17 protein-coding genes are annotated in these 18,344 nt (G+C 67.9%); 6 read left to right on the top strand and 11 right to left on the bottom strand.

Annotated elements, in window-relative coordinates:
- Positions 1-93: 93 nt before the first annotated feature.
- A complete protein-coding gene (locus tag FJ386_09470) occupies positions 94-1,410 on the bottom strand; it encodes a Gfo/Idh/MocA family oxidoreductase (protein MBM3876931.1) in 1,317 nt (438 codons plus the stop codon).
- 116 nt (positions 1,411-1,526) lie between these two features.
- Positions 1,527-1,931 carry a response regulator gene (locus FJ386_09475; GenBank protein ID MBM3876932.1) on the bottom strand — a complete coding sequence of 135 codons (405 nt, stop codon included), beginning with the start codon at positions 1,929-1,931 and terminating at the stop codon, positions 1,527-1,529.
- A gap of 147 nt (positions 1,932-2,078) precedes the next feature.
- Here FJ386_09475 and FJ386_09480 point away from each other — a divergent pair, with 147 nt between their 5' ends.
- Positions 2,079-2,846 (top strand): glucose 1-dehydrogenase, encoded by a 768-nt coding sequence (locus FJ386_09480; GenBank protein MBM3876933.1) that lies wholly within the window; start codon positions 2,079-2,081, stop codon positions 2,844-2,846.
- Positions 2,847-2,866: 20 nt separating this feature from the next.
- Here the strand turns inward: FJ386_09480 and FJ386_09485 are convergent, their stop codons facing one another.
- The 3 genes from FJ386_09485 to FJ386_09495 are packed head-to-tail and all read right to left on the bottom strand — an operon-like array spanning position 2,867 to position 5,008.
- Complete coding sequence (locus FJ386_09485; protein ID MBM3876934.1) at positions 2,867-3,832, bottom strand: DUF3106 domain-containing protein; 966 nt, start codon at positions 3,830-3,832, stop codon at positions 2,867-2,869.
- Between the two features lie 6 nt (positions 3,833-3,838).
- Positions 3,839-4,357 (bottom strand): hypothetical protein, encoded by a 519-nt coding sequence (locus FJ386_09490; protein ID MBM3876935.1) that lies wholly within the window; start codon positions 4,355-4,357, stop codon positions 3,839-3,841.
- A gap of 42 nt (positions 4,358-4,399) precedes the next feature.
- Positions 4,400-5,008 (bottom strand): sigma-70 family RNA polymerase sigma factor, encoded by a 609-nt coding sequence (locus FJ386_09495; protein ID MBM3876936.1) that lies wholly within the window; start codon positions 5,006-5,008, stop codon positions 4,400-4,402.
- 131 nt (positions 5,009-5,139) lie between these two features.
- On the opposite strand from FJ386_09495, the gene recN reads away from it, so the two are divergent.
- On the top strand, positions 5,140-6,798 hold the full coding sequence (gene recN / locus FJ386_09500) for a DNA repair protein RecN (GenBank protein ID MBM3876937.1): 1,659 nt from the start codon (positions 5,140-5,142) through the stop codon (positions 6,796-6,798).
- Positions 6,799-6,872: 74 nt separating this feature from the next.
- Here the strand turns inward: recN and FJ386_09505 are convergent, their stop codons facing one another.
- The 4 genes from FJ386_09505 to FJ386_09520 all read right to left on the bottom strand — a co-directional run bounded on the left by FJ386_09505 (position 6,873) and on the right by FJ386_09520 (position 8,863).
- Positions 6,873-7,082: a DUF2007 domain-containing protein gene (locus FJ386_09505; protein ID MBM3876938.1), complete on the bottom strand. Its 210-nt coding sequence runs from the start codon at positions 7,080-7,082 to the stop codon at positions 6,873-6,875.
- 1 nt (position 7,083) lies between these two features.
- A complete protein-coding gene (locus FJ386_09510; GenBank protein MBM3876939.1) occupies positions 7,084-7,368 on the bottom strand; it encodes a zinc-ribbon domain-containing protein in 285 nt (94 codons plus the stop codon).
- 74 nt (positions 7,369-7,442) lie between these two features.
- Positions 7,443-8,024, bottom strand: a complete 582-nt coding sequence (locus FJ386_09515; GenBank protein ID MBM3876940.1) for a GNAT family N-acetyltransferase — start codon at positions 8,022-8,024, stop codon at positions 7,443-7,445.
- Positions 8,025-8,065: 41 nt separating this feature from the next.
- Positions 8,066-8,863 carry a hypothetical protein gene (locus tag FJ386_09520; GenBank protein MBM3876941.1) on the bottom strand — a complete coding sequence of 266 codons (798 nt, stop codon included), beginning with the start codon at positions 8,861-8,863 and terminating at the stop codon, positions 8,066-8,068.
- A 240-nt stretch (positions 8,864-9,103) separates the two neighbouring features.
- Here FJ386_09520 and FJ386_09525 point away from each other — a divergent pair, with 240 nt between their 5' ends.
- The 4 genes from FJ386_09525 to FJ386_09540 all read left to right on the top strand — a co-directional run bounded on the left by FJ386_09525 (position 9,104) and on the right by FJ386_09540 (position 16,261).
- Positions 9,104-11,584, top strand: a complete 2,481-nt coding sequence (locus FJ386_09525) for a YncE family protein (protein ID MBM3876942.1) — start codon at positions 9,104-9,106, stop codon at positions 11,582-11,584.
- Between the two features lie 148 nt (positions 11,585-11,732).
- Complete coding sequence (gene purH / locus FJ386_09530) at positions 11,733-13,313, top strand: bifunctional phosphoribosylaminoimidazolecarboxamide formyltransferase/IMP cyclohydrolase (protein MBM3876943.1); 1,581 nt, start codon at positions 11,733-11,735, stop codon at positions 13,311-13,313.
- Positions 13,314-13,435: 122 nt separating this feature from the next.
- Positions 13,436-14,527, top strand: coding sequence for a DegT/DnrJ/EryC1/StrS family aminotransferase (locus FJ386_09535; protein MBM3876944.1), 1,092 nt, complete (start codon positions 13,436-13,438; stop codon positions 14,525-14,527).
- A 183-nt stretch (positions 14,528-14,710) separates the two neighbouring features.
- Positions 14,711-16,261, top strand: a complete 1,551-nt coding sequence (locus tag FJ386_09540; protein ID MBM3876945.1) for a CocE/NonD family hydrolase — start codon at positions 14,711-14,713, stop codon at positions 16,259-16,261.
- A gap of 195 nt (positions 16,262-16,456) precedes the next feature.
- On the opposite strand, the gene FJ386_09545 is transcribed toward FJ386_09540, so the two are convergent.
- On the bottom strand, positions 16,457-17,353 hold the full coding sequence (locus FJ386_09545) for a hypothetical protein (GenBank protein MBM3876946.1): 897 nt from the start codon (positions 17,351-17,353) through the stop codon (positions 16,457-16,459).
- A gap of 123 nt (positions 17,354-17,476) precedes the next feature.
- Positions 17,477-18,344 (bottom strand): c-type cytochrome (locus tag FJ386_09550; GenBank protein MBM3876947.1); only part of this gene is annotated, 868 nt, incomplete at its 5' end.

An 18,344-nucleotide genomic window follows, 5' to 3' on the forward strand; every position in this document is an offset into this window, starting at 1 on the left:
AGCGTGGCGCAAGCGTGACGAAAGCGTTGGTTCATGGCGCCGGAGACTAATCCGCGCCGCGCCGGGCGCAAGCGCCGCGAACGTCAGCCCGCCCTACACGCCCTTGGGCACGGCCCAATGGCCGCCTTTGCGGTAGTCGCGGGTGACGAGTTTGTTGGCCTCGGCGTCCCCGATGAATTTCTCGGCCACGGGGTCGAACTGGAGCGTGCGGCCGAGGCGCGTGGCGATGTTGCCGAGGTGGCAGAGGCACGCGGAGTAGTGGTGGATTTCCACGTCGGCATTGGGCCGTTCGCCGCTCTTGATGCAGTCGAGGAAGTTGCGGTTGTGCGCTCCAAGGTTCGGCCGGCCCTCGCCTTTTTCGAGGGACTTGTTGCGCTCGCCGAACAGTTCCCAGCCGCTTTCCTTGCCGCCGACGATGTGGCCCTTGGTGCCGAACCACGCGTCGCCGTTCTCGAAGCCGTGCGCCTTGTAGGGCGCCCAGAGCCGTTGCTCGTAGATGAGCTGCTTCTTCTTCCCGGCCGGCAGGTCGTATTCGAAGATGCACGTCTGCGTGTCGGCGAACTGCTGGTCGTCGTCGAAGAAATACTTCCCGCCGAGCGCGGTGACGCGGCTGGGGTGGATGTCGCCGGCGCCGAGGCCCCAGCGGCCGATGTCCAGGTCGTGCACGCCGTCGTTGCCCATGTCGCCAGTGCCGAAGGCGTATTGCCAGCGCCAGATGCCGTGGAGCAGCGTGGCCTTGTAGGGGACCATCGGCGCGGGGCCGATCCACGTGTCAAAGTCGAGGTGCTCGGGCGGTTGCGAGGGCCCGGCCTTGCCGATGTTGCGGCGAAGCTGGTTGTTCCACACGCGCACGGTGAGCACATCGCCGATGGCGCCGCTGCGGGCCTTCTCGGTGGCGGCCATCATGTGCGCGGAGCTCCGGCTCTGCGTGCCGACTTGCACGACGCGGCGGTTGCGGCGCGCGGCCTCGATCATCAGCCGGCCTTCGCGGATGTTGTGCGAGCCGGGCTTCTCGACGTAGACGTGCTTGCCGGCGTCGCACGCGAGGATGGTCGCGGGCGCGTGCCAGTGGTCGGGCGTGGCGATGACGACGGCGTCGATGGACTTGTCCTCGAGCACGCGGCGCAGGTCGCCGACGCCCTTGGGGGCTTTCTTTTGGGCGTCCTCGACGTTTTTCTGCGCGATGGCGAGGCGCTTGGAATCCACGTCGCACACGGTGGCGATGTTCACGTCGGGAAAGCTTGCGAAGGACTTGAGCAAGTTCGTGCCCATGCCGCCGGGGCCGATGATGCCGAGGGTGAAGGAGCTGTTCGGACTTTGCGCGCGCAGGCCGGTGGCGATTCGAAACGTGGCGGCGCCCGCGGCGAGCGCGGAGGCCTGGCGGAGGAAATGACGGCGGGTGGTGTTCATGGTGGCGAAAAGAGTTTCCCGTGTCCGGAACCGCAGGTGTGACGTTCAGAGACTAGCCGGAACAGAGGATGTTGAACACTGAATACTACGAGGGGAGGCGGGGCGGACGCCGCCGCTCAGGCATCCTTGGCGAGGATGCCCTCGACGAGGGCGATGAGCGCGGCGGGATAGAACGGCTTGCGGAGGAACATGTCGGGTTTGAAACCGTGGGTGCGCACGTAGCTCTCGTCGATCTGCCCGCTGAACAGGATGGTGCGGATGCCGGCGGTGTTCTTGCGGCACAGGGCGATGAGCTGCATGCCGTTCATCGGCTCCATGCGGAAGTCCGTCAGCAGCAGGTCGGGCTTGGGCTTGGCCGCGGTGAACGCCTCGGCCGCGATGCGCGGGTCGCTGAAAAGCTGCACGCGATAGCCCGCCGGCTCGAGGATGCTGCCCACCATCTCGCAAATCATCCACTCGTCATCCACGACGTAGATCAACGGGCTGCTCTCGGCGGGCTTGGATTTGGCGGCCTTGCTCATGCGAAACCCATCACGAACCTCGCCGTGACGCTAGGGAGGCGTGCTGGCGATGGCAAGGTTGTTTCTCCGCGCGATGCCCCGCGCCGACCGGCGCGCCGCGCAGTGTTCACTTGCCGTGCTGTTTGCCGCGCCGCTACGCTCGCGCGCATGTTCAGCTTGAAGGAAAAGGTCGCGCTCGTCACCGGCGCGGGCTCGGGCATCGGGCAGGCGATCAGCGAGACCTTTGCGAAGGCGGGCGCGTTCGTGTTTGTCACCGACCGCGACGCGTCGTCCGGGGCGGAGACGCTCGCGCGCATCACGGCCGCGGGTGGCCAGGCGGAGTTTCTCGCGCTCGACGTGACGAAGGAAGCCGATTGCGAAGCCGTGGCAAAAGCCGTCCTCGACCGCCGCGGCGCGCTGGACGTGCTGGTGAACAACGCGGGCATCGGCCATGTGGGCACGATGCTCACGACCACGGGCGCGGACCTCGACCGGCTTTACTCCGTCAACGTGCGCGGCGTGTTCAACGTCACCCGAGTTTTCATCGCGGGCATGATCGGGCGCAAGCGCGGCTCGATCGTGAATCTTGCGTCCATCGGCGCGGTCGTCGGCGTGAAGGACCGGCTCGCGTATTGCACGAGCAAGTTCGCCGTGGCCGGCCTCACCAAGGCGATGGCCCTCGACCACGCGCCCGACGGCGTGCGCGTGAACTGCATCTGTCCCGGCCGCGTTGAGACGCCGTTCGTGACCGGGTGGCTCAGGAAATATCCCGACCCGGAGACGGCGTATCGCGACGCGTGCGCGACGCAGGCGGTCGGGCGCATGGGCCGGCCGGAGGAAATCGCCGCCGCGGCGCTCTACCTCGCGAGCGACGAGTCGGCGTTCGTCACCGGCACGGAGTTCATCATCGACGGCGGCTTCAGCGCGGGGAAGTAGCGGGCCACCGCGGCTCCGCGTCAACGCTTCGGGCCCGTCAGCACGGGCAGCGGCGTGGCCGGTTCGCCGTAGCCGGGCGGCAGCGGCGGCATCTGCGTGAGGAGCCTGCGGAGGACATCGCGTTCGCCCTCGGAAAGCTTGGCCCAGCGGTCGGCGTTCGAGAAAAACTGGAGCTGCTGGTCCGGCGTCATCTTCGAGAGGCGGTTGAGCGCGTCGAGGCACATCGTGCGCTGCTCGGCGGGCAGTTTCTCAAATGCGAGCAGCGTCTTCTCGACCTGATGGCGCTCGATGCCGGGCACGGTCTTGACGATGCGCGCCCTTTCCCTTTCGTTCAGCTCGAAGAACTGCTTGAAGTTCGCGAGCATGCGCTGGCGTTTGTCGGGACTGAAACCGTTCCAACGCGCCAGGTCGCGTTCGATGCGGCTGCGGCGGTCGGCCGGCATCGCGTCCAGCATTTCCTTCTGCTGCGCGGGCGTGCCGGACTGAAACCCGACGACGTTCTGCACGAACCACTCGTTGTCGCGGACCTCGCGTTGCAAGGCGGACGGAAGCTTGTCCCACTGCTCGAGGCGCTCCTCGACGAGCCGGCGGTCCTCCGCCGGCATGGCGTCGAGCCGGGCCGCGCGTTCCTCGGGTTTCTTGTAAAGCAGCGGCGTGAGATAGAACCGCAGTTGCGTGACGCGCAGGCGCAGCTCGCGGTCCGCGGGCCCGAGCGCGTCGTATTCCTTCAGCTTGGCCGCGAGGAAACTCCGCTGGCCTTCGGGCTTCTCCGCGAGGGCCGCCTGCCGTTCCCCGGGGCCCATCGCAAGCAGCTTGCGGAAGCCGTCGAGCGGCGAGCCGTCCGCGGACGCATCGAAGATTCCAGATGTCCAGCGCCCATTGCCATTGCCGTCGGAAGATCGCGGGCAGGTCTTTCCAAGGGCCGGCGCTTCAGCAACAACGGCTGCACCGACGAAACAACCGAGGATGGCGAGGCGCGCGCTCATCCGGAATCAATTCGGGTCGCGGTCGAGGGCGTTCAGCAGATCGACGTCGGCGGAGGGCGTCAGCGAGCCGAGGCTGTTGATCACGTCGAAGTCCTTCAGCATGTCGACGCTCGGCAACTTGGCGACGGACGACACGGCCTGCAGCGCCGCGGCGAGTTCAAACCGCGACGACTGGTCGTAGTGCCGCTGGCTCATCACAATCACCGCGGCGGCGAGCGCGGCCATCGAGCCCGCGCGCGCCCATTGCGTGCCGCGCAACCACGCGAGGCAGGCTTCCCAATTGAAGATCGGCGCACCGGACCGCTGCTCCGGCGCGACGCGTTCCAGCACCCGCTCGGTGAAATGGCGCGAGAGCGGCGCATCCGGCAGCCGCCCCAGCATCCGGCTCAGCGCCAGGTGTTCCTCCCAGGCGGCCTGCGCCCCGGGGTGGAGCAAAAAGTGCGCGCGCAGCCGCGCCTCATCGCCGGCGTTCAACGGCCGGCGCCTCGCCGCGTCCATCAAGTCTTGGATCTCGCGTTCGTTCATCGTCGCCTACAAGTCATCACCAGTGGCCTGCCAAAGTTGCCTTCAATCCCGCTCCCGCCACTCGCCCGTCCGCAAATACGGCTTGAGCCGCGCCCGCAGCGTCTCGCGTCCGCGATGGATCAGCGACTTCGTCGCCGAGAGCGAGCACTCGAGGATCCGCGCGATCTCCTCGTAAGCGAGATCCTCGCGAAACAGCAGGATGGCCGTGCGCTGCACCTCGGGCAGGTCCGTCAACGCCTCGCGAATCTTCTCCTCAAGCTCGCCGTGCAACACCGAGTCGGGCGGCGCGAACATCCGCACGTCCTCGAACTGCCGCAACGGCTGGTCGTCGTGCTCCGGGTGCGTCACGTCCAGCGAATCGGCCGGGTGCCGCGTGCGCCGGCGGATTTCGTTCAGGCAGAGATTACGGGCGATCGTGAAGAGCCACGTGCTGAACCGCGCCGACACCTCGTAACGCTCCCGCGACTTGTAAACCTGGATGAAGACGTTTTGCGTCAGGTCCTGCGCCTCGGTCGCATCCGGCAGTGTCCGGTAAATGAGGTTCGCCACCGGCTGCTTGTATTTCTCCACGAGCGCCTCGAACGCCTGCCGGTCCCCGCGCTTGACGCGCAGCATGAGGGCGGCATCCGGATCGTGCGGCACCGTGGGCATGGCGGCGGCAATCTAGCAGTCAAGCGCCGCGCCACAAGCGGAGATTCGCCGCGCCCGGCCGGCGCAACGCCGCGCGGCCGACTTCCCCTTGCCGTCCCGCGCCCGCGCGACAAAGATGAGCGCCGTCAACCGTGCTCACCACGCTTCGCATCAAGAACCTCGCGCTCGTCGCCGACCTCACGCTCGAGCTCCAGCCCGGTTGCGTCGCCATCTCGGGCGAGACCGGCGCGGGCAAGTCCATCCTCATCGGCGCGCTCGGCCTCGTGCTCGGCGAGCGCGCCGACCGCACGCTCCTTCGCGCGGGCGCGGATGCCTGCACGGTCGAGGCCGTGTTCGACGTGTCGGGGCTTCGCGCACCGCTCAAGGCGTTTCTCCACGAGAACGGCCTCGAACCATGCGAAGACGGCCAGCTCGTCATCAAGCGCGCGTTCACGGCCGCGGGCGCGAACCGGCAGTTCGTCAACGGCTCCCCCGCCACGGTCGCCGCGCTCGTGACGCTTGGCGAGTGGCTCGTGGACATCCACGGCCCGCACGACCACCAGTCGCTCCTGCACGCGCCGCGCCAGCTCGCCATCCTCGATGCGTTCGGCGGGCTCGTGCCGCAGCGCGACGCCTTCGCCGAACTCGTCCGCGGCCGCGCCGCGCTCGAAGCGGAGAAGTCCGCGCTCATCGTGGACGAGAAAACCTACGCGCAGCAACTCGACCTGTTGCGGTTCCAGGTGAAGGAAATCGCCGACGCCCGGCTCCAGCCCGGCGAGGACGAGCAGGTCGGACAGGAACACAAGCGCGCGAGCAACGCCGCGCGGCTGCTCGAACTCGCGCGCGAAGCCTCCGCGCGGCTTGGCGAAAACGACAATGCAGTGGTCACCCAGTCCGGCGCGGTGGGCCGGCTGCTGATGGAGCTCCAGCGCGTGGATTCCACCGCCGCGAATCTCGCGGCGTTGCACGGCCAGGCCACCGCCGCGCTGGGCGAGTTGCAATCGGAACTCACGCGCTACGCCGACGGCGTCGAGGTGGACCCCGGGCGACTGGCGCAGCTCGAGGCGCGGCTCAACCTCCTGCATTCGCTGCGCCGCAAGTTCGGCCCGACGCTCGCGGACGTGCTCGCGTTCGGCGACGAGGCGCGGCGCAAGTTGCAGAGCCTCGAGCAGCGCGACGGGGAACTTGCCCGAATCAACGCGCAACTCGCCCGGCTCGACACCGGGTTGCTCCGCGCGGGAGAGGAGCTGACGAAGTCGCGGCGCAAGTTGATCCCGCGGCTCGCGAAGGCCGTGACCGCGCAGCTCAACGACCTGGGCTTCAGCCAGTGCTGCTTCGGCGTGGCGCTTGCCGCGGCGTCCGCGCCCGGCAGCACGGGACTGGACGCCGTCGAATTCCAGTTCGCGCCGAACATCGGCGAGCCCGCGCGTCCGTTGCGGGCCATCGCATCGAGCGGCGAGCTCGCGCGCGTGATGCTCGCGCTCAAGACCGTGCTTGCGGCCGAGGATGAAATCCCCGTGCTCGTGTTCGACGAGGTGGACGCGAACGTCGGCGGCGAAACCGCGCGCGCGGTCGGCGAGAAGATGCGGGCCATCGCAAGGCGGCGGCAGGTGCTCGTCATCACGCACCTCGCGCCCGTCGCGGCGGCGGCGGCGGCACACTTCGTGGTGGCCAAGCAGGTGAAAGCCGGCCGCACGCTCACGGAAATCCAGCGGATCGAGGGCAAGGAACGCGTGGTGGAACTGGCGCGCATGCTTGGCGGCCAGAGCGAAGCCGCGCGCCGCCACGCGGAGGAATTGCTGCGCGTGTAGCGCGGCGACGCGGATTCAGGCGCGGATGGAGCGGTGGTCCGCGCCACTTGCCATCCTCAATCTTCCGTCCTGGCTCACAGCTCGTTCTCCTTGTCCTCATAAAAGAGCCGGTGCGCGCGGGCGTGGTCGGCTTCGGGCACGAGCACGCGGGTGGGGCGGTTCAAGTCGCCGTCGTCGGGGTGTGACGGGTCGACGAATTCCTGCGCCGCGGCGATGCCGTGCTTTTCAAGCATCGTGACCATCAACTCCGCGTTCACGAGCGGGCCAGTGTAGAGAACTTTCACGTCAGCGGAACAAGCCCCACGCGAACATCGCCGCCAGAACGACTGCGGCCACCCACCACAACCACGACATGCCCGCGGGCCGGGCGGGTGCCGCGGGTTCCTTCCCGCCGAATTCCTCTTTCACGAACTCGTCGTAATCAAACGCGTCGCCGGGCAGGCCGAGGTTTTGCGATTGGGCGCGGTCGTTCCAGCCGGTGGATTCGTCCGCGCCGCATTCGGGACACGCGAGGGCCTTGGGCGGCACGTCGGCGCCGCAGTTGGGGCAGGTCTCGGGAGCCACGGGAATTCGCGCGTGACGCTTTTGCGACTCCGCCGGGACGCGTCATGGACGGCCGCCCGCGCTCGCAAATCGAAGTCGCCTCAACCCATCCCCGCGTATTCCTCGTCGGTGACGAGGTCCTGGCCCATCAGCACGTAGGCGTGCGTGACGGCCTGCATGTCTTTGACGTAGTCCGGCAGGTTCACGAGCTGCGAGAAGCCGAGCAGGCCGAACATCTTCATCGCGCCCTCCTGCCCGCCGATGAATTCCGCCTCGACCCTTTCGAGGCCGCACGCGCGCGCGACCTCGACCGCCTCGTGCACGAGCGCCTGCGCGAGGCCGCGCCCGCGCGAGGACGGATGCACGTGGACGCTGACGCGACCGATGTGGCGTTTCCAGCCGCCGAGTTGCTGGTGCAATGTGCTCACGCCGATGATGCGCGTGTCGGCCCACGCGAGCAGCGGGAGGTTCCGCCCGTAATCGATCGCGTCGCACCATTCCTGAATCACGGGCAGCTCGGTGACGCGGTGCTTGATGAAGATGAGTTCCTGCCGCGGCATGCCGACGAAGAATTCGTGGAACGCGCGCGCGTCGCCGGGTTCGAGCGGCTTGACGCGCGCGGCGAGGCCGGACTTGAGGAGGAGTTCCTTCGGGAATTCGTCGAGGGCGGATTCGAGGGACATGATGCAGCAGGTGGATGGGTTGGTTGCGCGCCGGCCAGCGTTCAGAACGGATGTGAGAGGGAAAACTCACCGGTCATGCCCGGGCCCGCGCCGAGCCGGCGGTCGTCAATCGCCGCGGGGTCGAGGCTCCACCGCGCGGCGAGCGCGGCGACCTTCTCGGTGTTGAAGGCCACGGGCGCCTGGTCGGTGAAGTCCGCGCGCGTGGCCGCCGCTGCGTAGCCGAAGCAGTGCAACCCGAGCGCGCGTTCCTCGGCCGAGACGCGGCCCTGATTCCAGACGGTGTGGCCCGCCCACGCGTAGGCCCGCTGCACGCGGCCGTCTTCCATCCGCACCCAGGCGTGATGATGCAGCACGCGGTTGAGGCTGAAGAACTGCACCCGGCCCATCTCCCGGCTGAGGTGGCGCAGGAAGTGGAAACACTTGTCCACGTCGTCCGACGGGTCCGGGAGTCCGGAGCCGACGACGAGGATCCAGTCGCCGACGGGCGGGGAAATGAACAGCCGGCGGTCGCGGGCCTCGGCAAGTCCCTCGTGCCAGGAGCACTCGGTGGCGTTGTGAAGATGCAGCGCCTCCTGCACGGCCTGCGCGTTGCCGCTGCGGATCGCCAGCCAGCGGCAGGGTGATTCGAACAACGACGCGTGCCCGTCGTGCGTGAGCGAGGCAGCCTGCGCGATGGCCTCGAGTTCGGCCCGGCGAAGTCGCGCCTCGCGGACGTGCCGGCGCACAAGGGACATGAACAACAACCCGAGCGCGATGGACGACACGAGCAGCAGCATCAGGGAAGTGATGATCGTCTCGCTGAGGGAGCTTCCTGACGCGAATTCCAGGAGGTGGTTCATCTTTCGCGAATGTAGCCACGCGAAAACCGAGTGCAACCGCAAAACGGGTCGAGCGTGTTCCGCCAGCGAGTTGAACCCGCTTGTCCCGACGCGCCTTTGCTGCAATAACTCCGCGAACGCATGAACCCCCTCCTCGCCGCCGGTGCGGTTGTTCTTTTGCTCCACTCCGCCGCGTCCGCCGCGGACTCGCGCCCCGGCTGGCCCGGCCGCCAGCCCGACGGCTCCGTGCTGCTGCCCAACATGTGGTCGCTCCGGCCGGCGGGCAGGCAGGTGGACCTCGGAGACTTCCCCATCAACATCGCGATGCATCCCGACGGACGATTCGCCGCGGTGCTTCACAGCGGCCACGGGCCGCACGAAGTGGTGATCGTGGACACGCTCAAGGCCGGGGTCGTCGCGCGCGCGCGTGTGGACGAGGCGTTCTACGGGATCGAGTTCTCCAATGGCGGTCACCGCCTCTACGCGAGCGGCGCGGGCTACGAGGTGGTGCGCTACTTCGACTTCGACGCCAAGGCCGGCACGCTCGGCCCCGAGCGCGAGATCAAGCTGCGCGACGCGAAGGAGCGCGGCATCCCCGCCGGTCTCGCGCTCACGGGCGACGCGCAGCATCTCTACGTCGCGAACGTCCTCGGCCAGCGCGTGGCCAAGGTGGACCTCATCGCCAAGTCCAACGTGCTCGACATCGCGGTCGGGCCCGCCGGGGAGATTCAAGGTTCGAACTTCAAAGTTCAAACTCCGGGCAAGGCAGTCAGTGAGGACGAGGCGGCGGTTTTGAAGCGCGCCGAGGCCGCGAACGACCCGCAGAGTCCCGGCGCGCCGTTTCCCTACGCGTGCCGGCTCGACGAGCGGCGCGGCCGGCTTTACGTGAGCTTGTGGGCGCAGTCGCAGGTCGCGGTCGTTGACCTCAAATCCAACGCCGTCATCGCGCGCTGGCCGACCGAGGAGCATCCGAACGAAATGCTGCTGACGAAGAGCGGCAAACTGCTCTACGTCGCCAACGCCAACCGCAACACCGTGACCGTGCTCGACACCTCGCTCGGCCAGCCCGTCGAGACGATTTGGGCCGCGCTGTATCCGGACGTCCCGCCCGGCGCCGTGCCGAACTCGCTCGCGCTCTCGCCCGACGAAACGACGCTCTACGTCGCGAACGCGAACGCCAACAACGTGGCCGTGATCGATGTGAGCGTGAAAGGCAGAGCCCGCTCGCTCGGCTTCATCCCCGTGGGCTGGTATCCGACGAGTGTGCGCGTGACTTCCGACGGCAGGCGCCTGCTCGTCGCGAACGGCAAGGGACTGACCTCGCTCGCGAACCCCGGCGGCCCGCAGCCCGGCAAGGCTTCGCCGCCCGGCGGCATTCGCGAATACATCGGCGGCTTGTTCAAGGGCACCCTCAGCATCATTGAACTGCCGGCGAAGCGCGCGGACTTCGAGAAGCTCCTCGGCACGCTCACGTCGCAGGCCTACAAGTGCTCGCCGCTCCGCCGCGACTCGGGCGTGACCGTCGCGAACGCGCCCGGCTACCCGATTCCCAACAAGGTCGGCGAGCCGAGCCCCATCAGATACTGCATCTACATCGTGAAGGAAAACCGCACCTACGACCAGGTCTTCGGCGACATGAAGGAAGGCCGCGGCGACCCGAAACTCTGCCTCTTCCCCGAGCGCGTCACGCCCAACCACCACAAGCTCGCGCGCGAGTTCGTGCTGCTCGACAACTTCTACGTCGAGAGCGAGGTCAGCGCCGACGGCCACGAGTGGAGCATGGGCGCCATCGCGACGGACTTCGTGGAGAAGTTCTGGCCGCTGAGCTACGGCCACAACAAGCAGAAGAAATACACGTATCCGGCCGAGGGCAACTTCCCGATCGCCGCGCCCGCGGGCGGCTACATCTGGGACCGCGCGAAGGAAGCCGGCGTGAGCTACTACAGCTTCGGCGAATGGGTGCAAAACGGCCGCACACCGAACGACCCGCGCAAAGCCAAGGCCAAGGCGCTCGAGGGCCACTTCGATCCCGGCTTTCACTCCTTCGACATGGACTACTCCGACCTCAAGCGCGCCGAGCGCTACATCACCGTGCTGCGCCAGTGGGAGCGCGCAGGCGAGATGCCGCGCCTGCAAATCGTGCGCCTCCCGAACGACCACACGTCCGGCACCACTCCGGGCAAGCTCACGCCCACCGCGTTCGTCGCGGAGAACGACCTCGCGCTCGGGCAGATCATCGAGGCCATCAGCCAATCAAAATTCTGGAGCAAGACCGCCATCTTCGTCGTCGAGGACGACGCGCAAAACGGCCCCGACCACGTGGACGCGCACCGCACCGTGGCGCTCGTGGTGAGCCCCTTCACCAAGCGCGGGGCGGTGGACTCCACGATGTATTCCACCAGCTCGATGCTGCGCACGATGGAGCTCATCCTCGGCCTCAAGCCGATGACGATGTTCGATGCCGCCGCGACGCCGATGTTCAACTCCTTCACGCCGGAGCAGAACGTCGCGCCCTACATTCACCTTCCGGCGAACGTGGACTTGACCGAGACAAACACCCGGCTTGCGTGGGGCGCGGAGAAATCGCGCAAGATGGACTTCACCAAGGAAGACGCCGCGGACGACCTGCTGCTCAACGAGATCATCTGGCGCAGCGTCCGCGGCGCCAACGCCCCGATGCCCGCGCCCGTCCGCGCCGCGTTCGTCTACACGAAGGCGAAGGGTGACGATGACGACGACTAGTCCGCGCCGCCGTCGACTTCGTCCTCGACTCCACCGCTTGCGCGAACGTGTTCAGCTCGCGCCCGCATTTTTGCCGGCCGCTGGAAGCCCGGGCGCGAATATTGCCAATTGACTCTCCCCTGCCCGCTGCGAATTCTTCCCGCGCTCTATGCCACGCATCGAACGCGCGCTCCTTTCCGTTTCCGACAAGAATGGCCTCGTCGCCTTCGCCCAGACTCTCGCCGCCGCCGGCGTCGAACTCATCTCCACGGGCGGCACGGCCAAGACGCTCCGCGCCGCGGGGCTCGAGGTGAAGGACATCTCCGACCACACCGGTTTTCCCGAGATGCTCGATGGCCGCGTGAAGACGCTGCATCCGAAAATCCACGGCGGCCTGCTTTTCCTGCGCGGCAACTCGACGCACGAATCCACGGCGCGCGAGCACGGCATCGCGCCGATTGACCTCGTGGTGGTGAATCTCTATCCGTTCGAGGCCACCGTGGCCAAGCCCAACGTGCCGTTGCACGAGGCGATCGAAAACATCGACATCGGCGGCCCTTCGATGCTCCGCAGCGCGGCCAAGAATCACGACAGCGTCACGGTCATCACCGACCCGGCGGATTACGACGAAGCCGACGCGCAGATCAAGTCCTCGGGCAACACCACGCTCGAGTTCCGCCGCAAGCTCGCCGCGAAGGTGTTCGCGCGCACGGCCGCCTACGACGCCGCCATCGCCGCGCATCTCAACGCCGAGTTCGGCAAGCGCACGGCCGAGTCGCAGCGGCCGTTGCCCGGTTCGCTCGCCATCGCCGTGCCGCTCGCGCAACCGCTGCGCTACGGCGAGAACCCGCACCAGCGCGCCGCGCTTTACGGCCGATTCCACGAGTATTTCTCGCAACTTCACGGCAAGGAACTTTCCTACAACAACATCCTGGACCTCACGGCGGCGGCGGCGCTCATCGGCGAGTTTGGCGCGGAGGCGCCGACGCTCGCGATCCTCAAGCACACGAACCCGTGCGGCGTCGGGCAGGGCGCGAGCCTGCGCGAGGCGTGGGACCGCGCGTTTGCCACGGACCGGCAGGCGCCGTTCGGCGGCATCATCGCCGTGAACCAGCCGCTCGACCTCGAGTGCGCCGAGGCCATCGCGGAGATTTTCAGCGAGGTCATCGTCGCGCCGGACTTCGCGCCCGAGGCGCTCGAGCTGTTGCAGCGGAAGAAAAACCTGCGTCTGCTGCGCGTGTTGAAGAATCCCGCGACGGTCGCGCCGTGGGACGTGCGGAGCGTCGGCGCGGAGTCGTTCCTGCTGCAGGAGCGCGATCTCAAGGCGGTCGGCGTTGCGGATGTGAAGGTTGTCACGCGCCGCGCGCCGGGCGACGCGGAGTTGCGCGCGATGCTCTTCGGCTGGCGCGTGGTGAAGCACGTGAAGTCCAACGCGATCGTGTATGTCGGCGCCGACCCGGCGACCGGCCACGCCCGCACGCTCGGCATCGGCGCGGGACAGATGAGCCGCGTGGATTCGAGCCGCATCGCCGTGTGGAAGGCGGGCGAAGCCGGACTGTCCTTGAAGGGAAGCGTCGTATGCAGCGATGCGTTTTTCCCGTTCCCGGACGGCCTGGTTGCGGCGGCCGAGGCGGGCGCGACCGCGGCCATCCAGCCCGGCGGCAGCGTCCGCGACGCCGACGTGATCAAAGCCGCCGACGAGCGCGGCGTGGCGATGGTGTTCACGGGCGTGAGGCATTTCAGGCATTGAGGGATGAGGATTGGGATCAAGAGCAGGAATAAGATTGCGATGACGTTGAAGCTGGCCGACGCGCGGGCCTCGGGTCCCAATCCTAATCTTCATCCTGATCCCAATCTCCTCCCGTCCCTCCCATGACGCGCATCCCCTACCTCGACCTCAAGGCGCAGTATCAGTCCATCCGCAGCGAGGTGCTTGCGGCGCTCGAGGCGGTCTGCGAATCCACGCGCTTCGCGCAGGGCCCGGCGGCGGCGGACTTCGAGCGCGACTTCGCGGCGTTCTGCGGCGCAAAGCACTGCGTCTCGCTCAACAGCGGCACAAGCGCGCTGCACGTCGCGCTGCGCTGCCTCGATGTCGGGCCGGGCGACGACGTCATCACCACGCCGTTCACGTTCATCGCCACCGCGTGGGCCATCAGCTATTGCGGCGCGAAGCCGGTCTTCGTGGACATCGAGCCCGTGCGCCGTTGCCTCGACCCCGCGCGGCTCGAAGCCGCCATCACGCCGCGCACCAAGGCCATCCTGCCCGTGCATCTCTACGGCATGCCGGCGGACATGGACCCCATCCTCGCCATCGCCGCGCAGCACAAGCTGCCCGTGGTCGAGGACGCCGCGCAGTCGCACGGCGCGCGCTACAAGGGCCGGCGCTGCGGGCAATTCGGCTGCATGACGGGCTTCAGCTTTTACCCGGGGAAGAATCTCGGCGCTTACGGCGAGGGCGGGGCGCTCGTGACGAACGACGACGGGTTCGCGGCGCGCGCGAAGGCGTTGCGCGAACACGGCTCGCGCACGCGCTACTACCACGACGAGGTCGGCTACAATTACCGGATGGACAGCTTTCAAGGCGCGGTGCTCGGGATCAAGTTGAAGCGGCTCGATGCGTGGAGCGCGGCGCGGCAGGCGCGGGCGCGACGCTACAACGAACTGCTCGCGGGCCGCGGGCTCGGTCTGCCGCAATGCCCCGCGGACAGCGAGAGCGTGTGGCACTGCTACGTGGTCGAGGTCGCGAACCGCGACGCCGTGCGGCGAAAGCTCGAGGATGCAGGGATCGACACCGCCATCCACTATCCCGTGCCGGTGCATTTGCAGAAGGCTTACGCGTCGCTCGGTCACAAGCGCGGCGATTTCCCCGTGAGCGAGGCCCTGGCGGACCGCTGCCTCTCGCTGCCCATCTATCCCGAGATGACGGACGCGCAGCAGGACGCGGTGGTGGCGGCGCTCAAGTAGCCCGACATTCCAAAGTCGGGTCGGGCGCTTGCCGGAAGTCCATGCTTCCGCCACTCTCCCAGCATGACCACGCGCGCTTTCGTTTCGGTGCTGCTGCTTCTCGTCGTTTCGGGTTTCAACGCGCGCGCTGCGGAGCCGGTGGTGGACCTCGGCGCCATCCGCGAGGAGCACGTGATGATCCCGATGCGCGACGGCAAGCGGCTCTCGGCGTGGCTCTATTTCCCGCCCGGCGACGCGAAGCTTCCCGCGCTGTTCGAGCAGCGCTACGCGGACGTGCGCGGCGCGGCCACGCGCAAGGCCGCGGCGAACCTTGCCGGGGCGGGATTCGTCGTCGCGCTGGTGAACTTCCGCGGCACGTGGCAGAGCGAGGGCACGTGGGTCGGCTACCGCGCGCTGGCGTGGGGCGGGTTGAAGGACGGCTTCGACACGTGCGAATGGCTCGCGGCGCAGCCGTGGTGCACGGGCAAGGTCGGCACATTCGGCAGCTCGCAGGGCGGTTACGCGCAGAACTTCCTCGCCGTCACGCGCCCGCCGCATCTCGCGGCGCAATACATGGTGGACACGGGGCTGAGCCTCTTCCAGGAAGGCTACCGCATCGGCGGCGTGACGCGGCCGGAGCGGTTCAAGGCGATGGACAAGGTCGCGCGCGAGCCCGCGCACAACCGCGCGCTGATGGAGGAGTGGTTCCGGCATCCGCACTACGACGACTACTGGCGCGACGAGGACTGCTCGCTGCACTTCGCGGAGATGGACGTGCCGTGCTTCACGATCGGAAGCTGGTATGACTTCATGTGCCAGGGCTCGGTGATGAGCTTCACCGGCCGGCAGCACGCGGGCGGCCCGAACTCGCGCGGGCGGCAGCAGCTCCTCATCGGCCCGTGGCTGCACGGCCGGCTCAACAAGGGCAGCAAGGTCGCCGAACTCGAGTATCCCGCGAACGCCGCGTGGCCCGAGGTCGAGCACATGGTCCGGTGGTTCAACCACTGGCTCAAGGGCGAGCCCAACGGCGTCGAGAAGGACCCGCCCGTGCGCTATTACGTGATGGGCGCCGCCGGCGAGAAGGGCGCGCCGGGCAACTTCTGGAGGAGCGCGCCCGACTGGCCGCCCGCCGTGCGCACGAACTATTTCTATCTCCACCCCGGCGGCAAACTCGAGCGCCGCATCCCGACGGTGCAAAGTTCCACGACGAGTTACGCGAGCGACCCGCGCCAGCCGATGCAGATTCCCGGCACCGGATTTCCCGGCGCGAAGGACGCGCGCCCTTTCGAGCAACAGTCCGAGGTCCGCACGTTCACGAGCGAGGAACTCACCGCGCCGGTCGAATGGACCGGCCTCGTGAAGGTCGAGCTGTGGGTGAGCAGCACCGCGCGCGACACGGACTTCATCGTGCGCCTGAGCGACGTGTATCCCGACGGCCGCTCGATGCTGCTGATGGATTACCCGCGCCGCGCGCGGTATCGCGAGGGCTTCGACCGCGAGGCGCTGCTCACGCCCGGGGAGCCGGTGAAGCTCGCGTTCGACCTCGGCTGGACCAGCATCTTCTTCAACGCCGGTCACCGCATCCGCGTCACGGTGGCGAGCACGGGCGCGCCGCTTTACGAACCGAACCCGCAGACGGGCGGCCCGCAGACCATCGAGTTCCCCGCGGACGCCGTGACGGCGACGAACACCATCCATCACGAGCGCCTGCGGGCCTCGCGCATCCTCGCGCCCGTGCCGGTGGTGGTGCGCTGAGCCCGAACGATTCCACCGAAGATGGGGGGAGCGCGACCGTCCCGGTCGCAGCAGTAGGCGTCCCGCCGACTGCTTCCGGCGCGCTGCGCTACACTAAAATGTTCACTGCGCGTGGGCGGAAAAGTTTTCGGCCAGAGGCCGAAAACCGCGGGCGCGACGCCCGCGCTCCCCAACTCCATTGAGGTGCTGGCAAAGCTACGCCTCCTTTGCCCCGTGGCCGTTGCCGTTGCGGTCGCGTTGCGCGACAAGGCGCGACACCCTGGCCACGTTCGCCTCGATGCGCTGGACGTATTCGTTCGGCCCGTCCGGATACGGCGAGTTCAGGAACTTGTAGAGCCCGATGAAGTCCTTGGTGATCTTCGGCAGCACGTAGTATTGCCAGAAGCCCGGCGTCTTGCGCATGAGATCGTCGGCGCCGGCGAACATGCCGAGCGCGCTGCCCTTGCTGCCGTCCTTCTCGTAGCGTCCAGCCTCGTCGAACTCGCTGTAAAGCCTCGACAGCTTTTCCACGTAGTCCTCCGCCGCCATCTGCCCGAGCAGGTCGCCCGTGCTCAGCGCGAAACCCACGATGCGCTCAAGCCGGCTCTCGAACGGGATCGTCTTCAAGTCCACGTTCACGCCCGTGCAATGGATCATGTCCTGCACCGCATGGATGTCCGCCTTCGAAAAGCCGCGCGCCCGGAGGAACTTCGCCGCGAACTCGCCGCTGCGGTCCACGTGGATGAGCGTGTATTTGGCGCCGGTGCCCTTGTTGTCGCCGCGCCGCTTCAAGTAGCCCGTGTCGTGCAGCAGGATCGCGAGCAGCCCGAGCTCGAACATCCGCTGGGTGAGCCGCGGGCGCGCGTTCTTCACGCGATGCCGCCCGCGCAGGAGCCGCACCATGCAGAGCGTGACTTGCAGCGTGTGCTCGAAGTCGTGGTAGCGCGCGTCGTTCGCCTGATAGCCGGGATACCGCCCGTTGAAGCACTCGTCGGCCCAGCCAAAGGCGCGCGAGATGAAGCCGGAATCGCCCGCCGGAAACATCTCGCGGTATGCGGCCTGCACTTCGGCAGCCACAGCCTGCGGGTCCTTCGTGTCCACCCGGGCGAACATCGTTGGGGGCGGATGCTAGGCGCGCCGGGCCGGGTTGGGAATTGGAAAAAATGCCGGCACGCGCTTGGTTGCCTTCAAGTGTCCCCGCACGCAGGCCGGCGGCGGCTGCCGCGGGCAAACCCGTCACTTCGCCGCCTTCAGGAACGCGAGCAGGTCGGCGAGTTCCTGCTTCGTCAGGATGGTGTCCATGCCCGCGGGCATCAGGCTCACCGCGCCGGGGCGGACGGACGCCACATCGCCACGCGGGATGCGCTGCTCGGTCTCGGGGCCGGTGGCGAGCACGAGTTCGTCGGGCGCGTCCTTCTTGAGGATGCCGCTGTGGTTCTCGCCGTCCTTCGTCGCGACGATGAACGACTCGTAGCTGCGCACGAAGCTCGCGTTCGGATAGACGATGCTCTCGAGCAGGTCGCGCTCGGTGCGGACCTTGCCGAGGTTCGTGAGGTCGGGGCCGAGGCGTCCGCCGAGATAACCCGTCGCGTGGCACGTGGAGCACGCGGCTTTCGAGCTGAGGAACACGGCGTGGCCGCGGTTCGCGTCGCCGCCCTTGAGTTGCGCGAGGAGCGTGTCGAGATGCGCGGCCTGCTTCGCGGCGTCCACGTTGAACGCGTCGAGCAGCGAGGCGGCGGCGTCCTGCACGGACTTCGGATACTTCGCGAAGAGCGGCTTCAACAGGTCCGCGCGCAGGCCGGGCAGGCCGGCGGAATCGCGCAGCGCGGCGACAAGCCGGAGGCCGAGCGCGACGTTCGGGCCGCGCTCGAACACGGGCAGGAGCTTCGGCGCTTCGAGCGGGCCGATGACTTTCATCTGCCCGGCGAGCGAGAGCTGCTGGTCGGGCGCGAGCTTTGCCTTCGCGAGCACGCTCGCCGCGGCGCTGCGGACGAGCATCGGCTTGGCGCCGTCAAGGTTCGCGCAGAGGAAGTCGAAGAGCGGTTCCTCGACGGTCGCGAGCGCGGGCGCGGCGGAGAGCGCGTCGAGGCGCACCGCGGCGGCG

It is taken from the genome of Verrucomicrobiota bacterium (assembly GCA_016871675.1).
GTDB lineage: Bacteria > Verrucomicrobiota > Verrucomicrobiia > Limisphaerales > VHCN01 > VHCN01.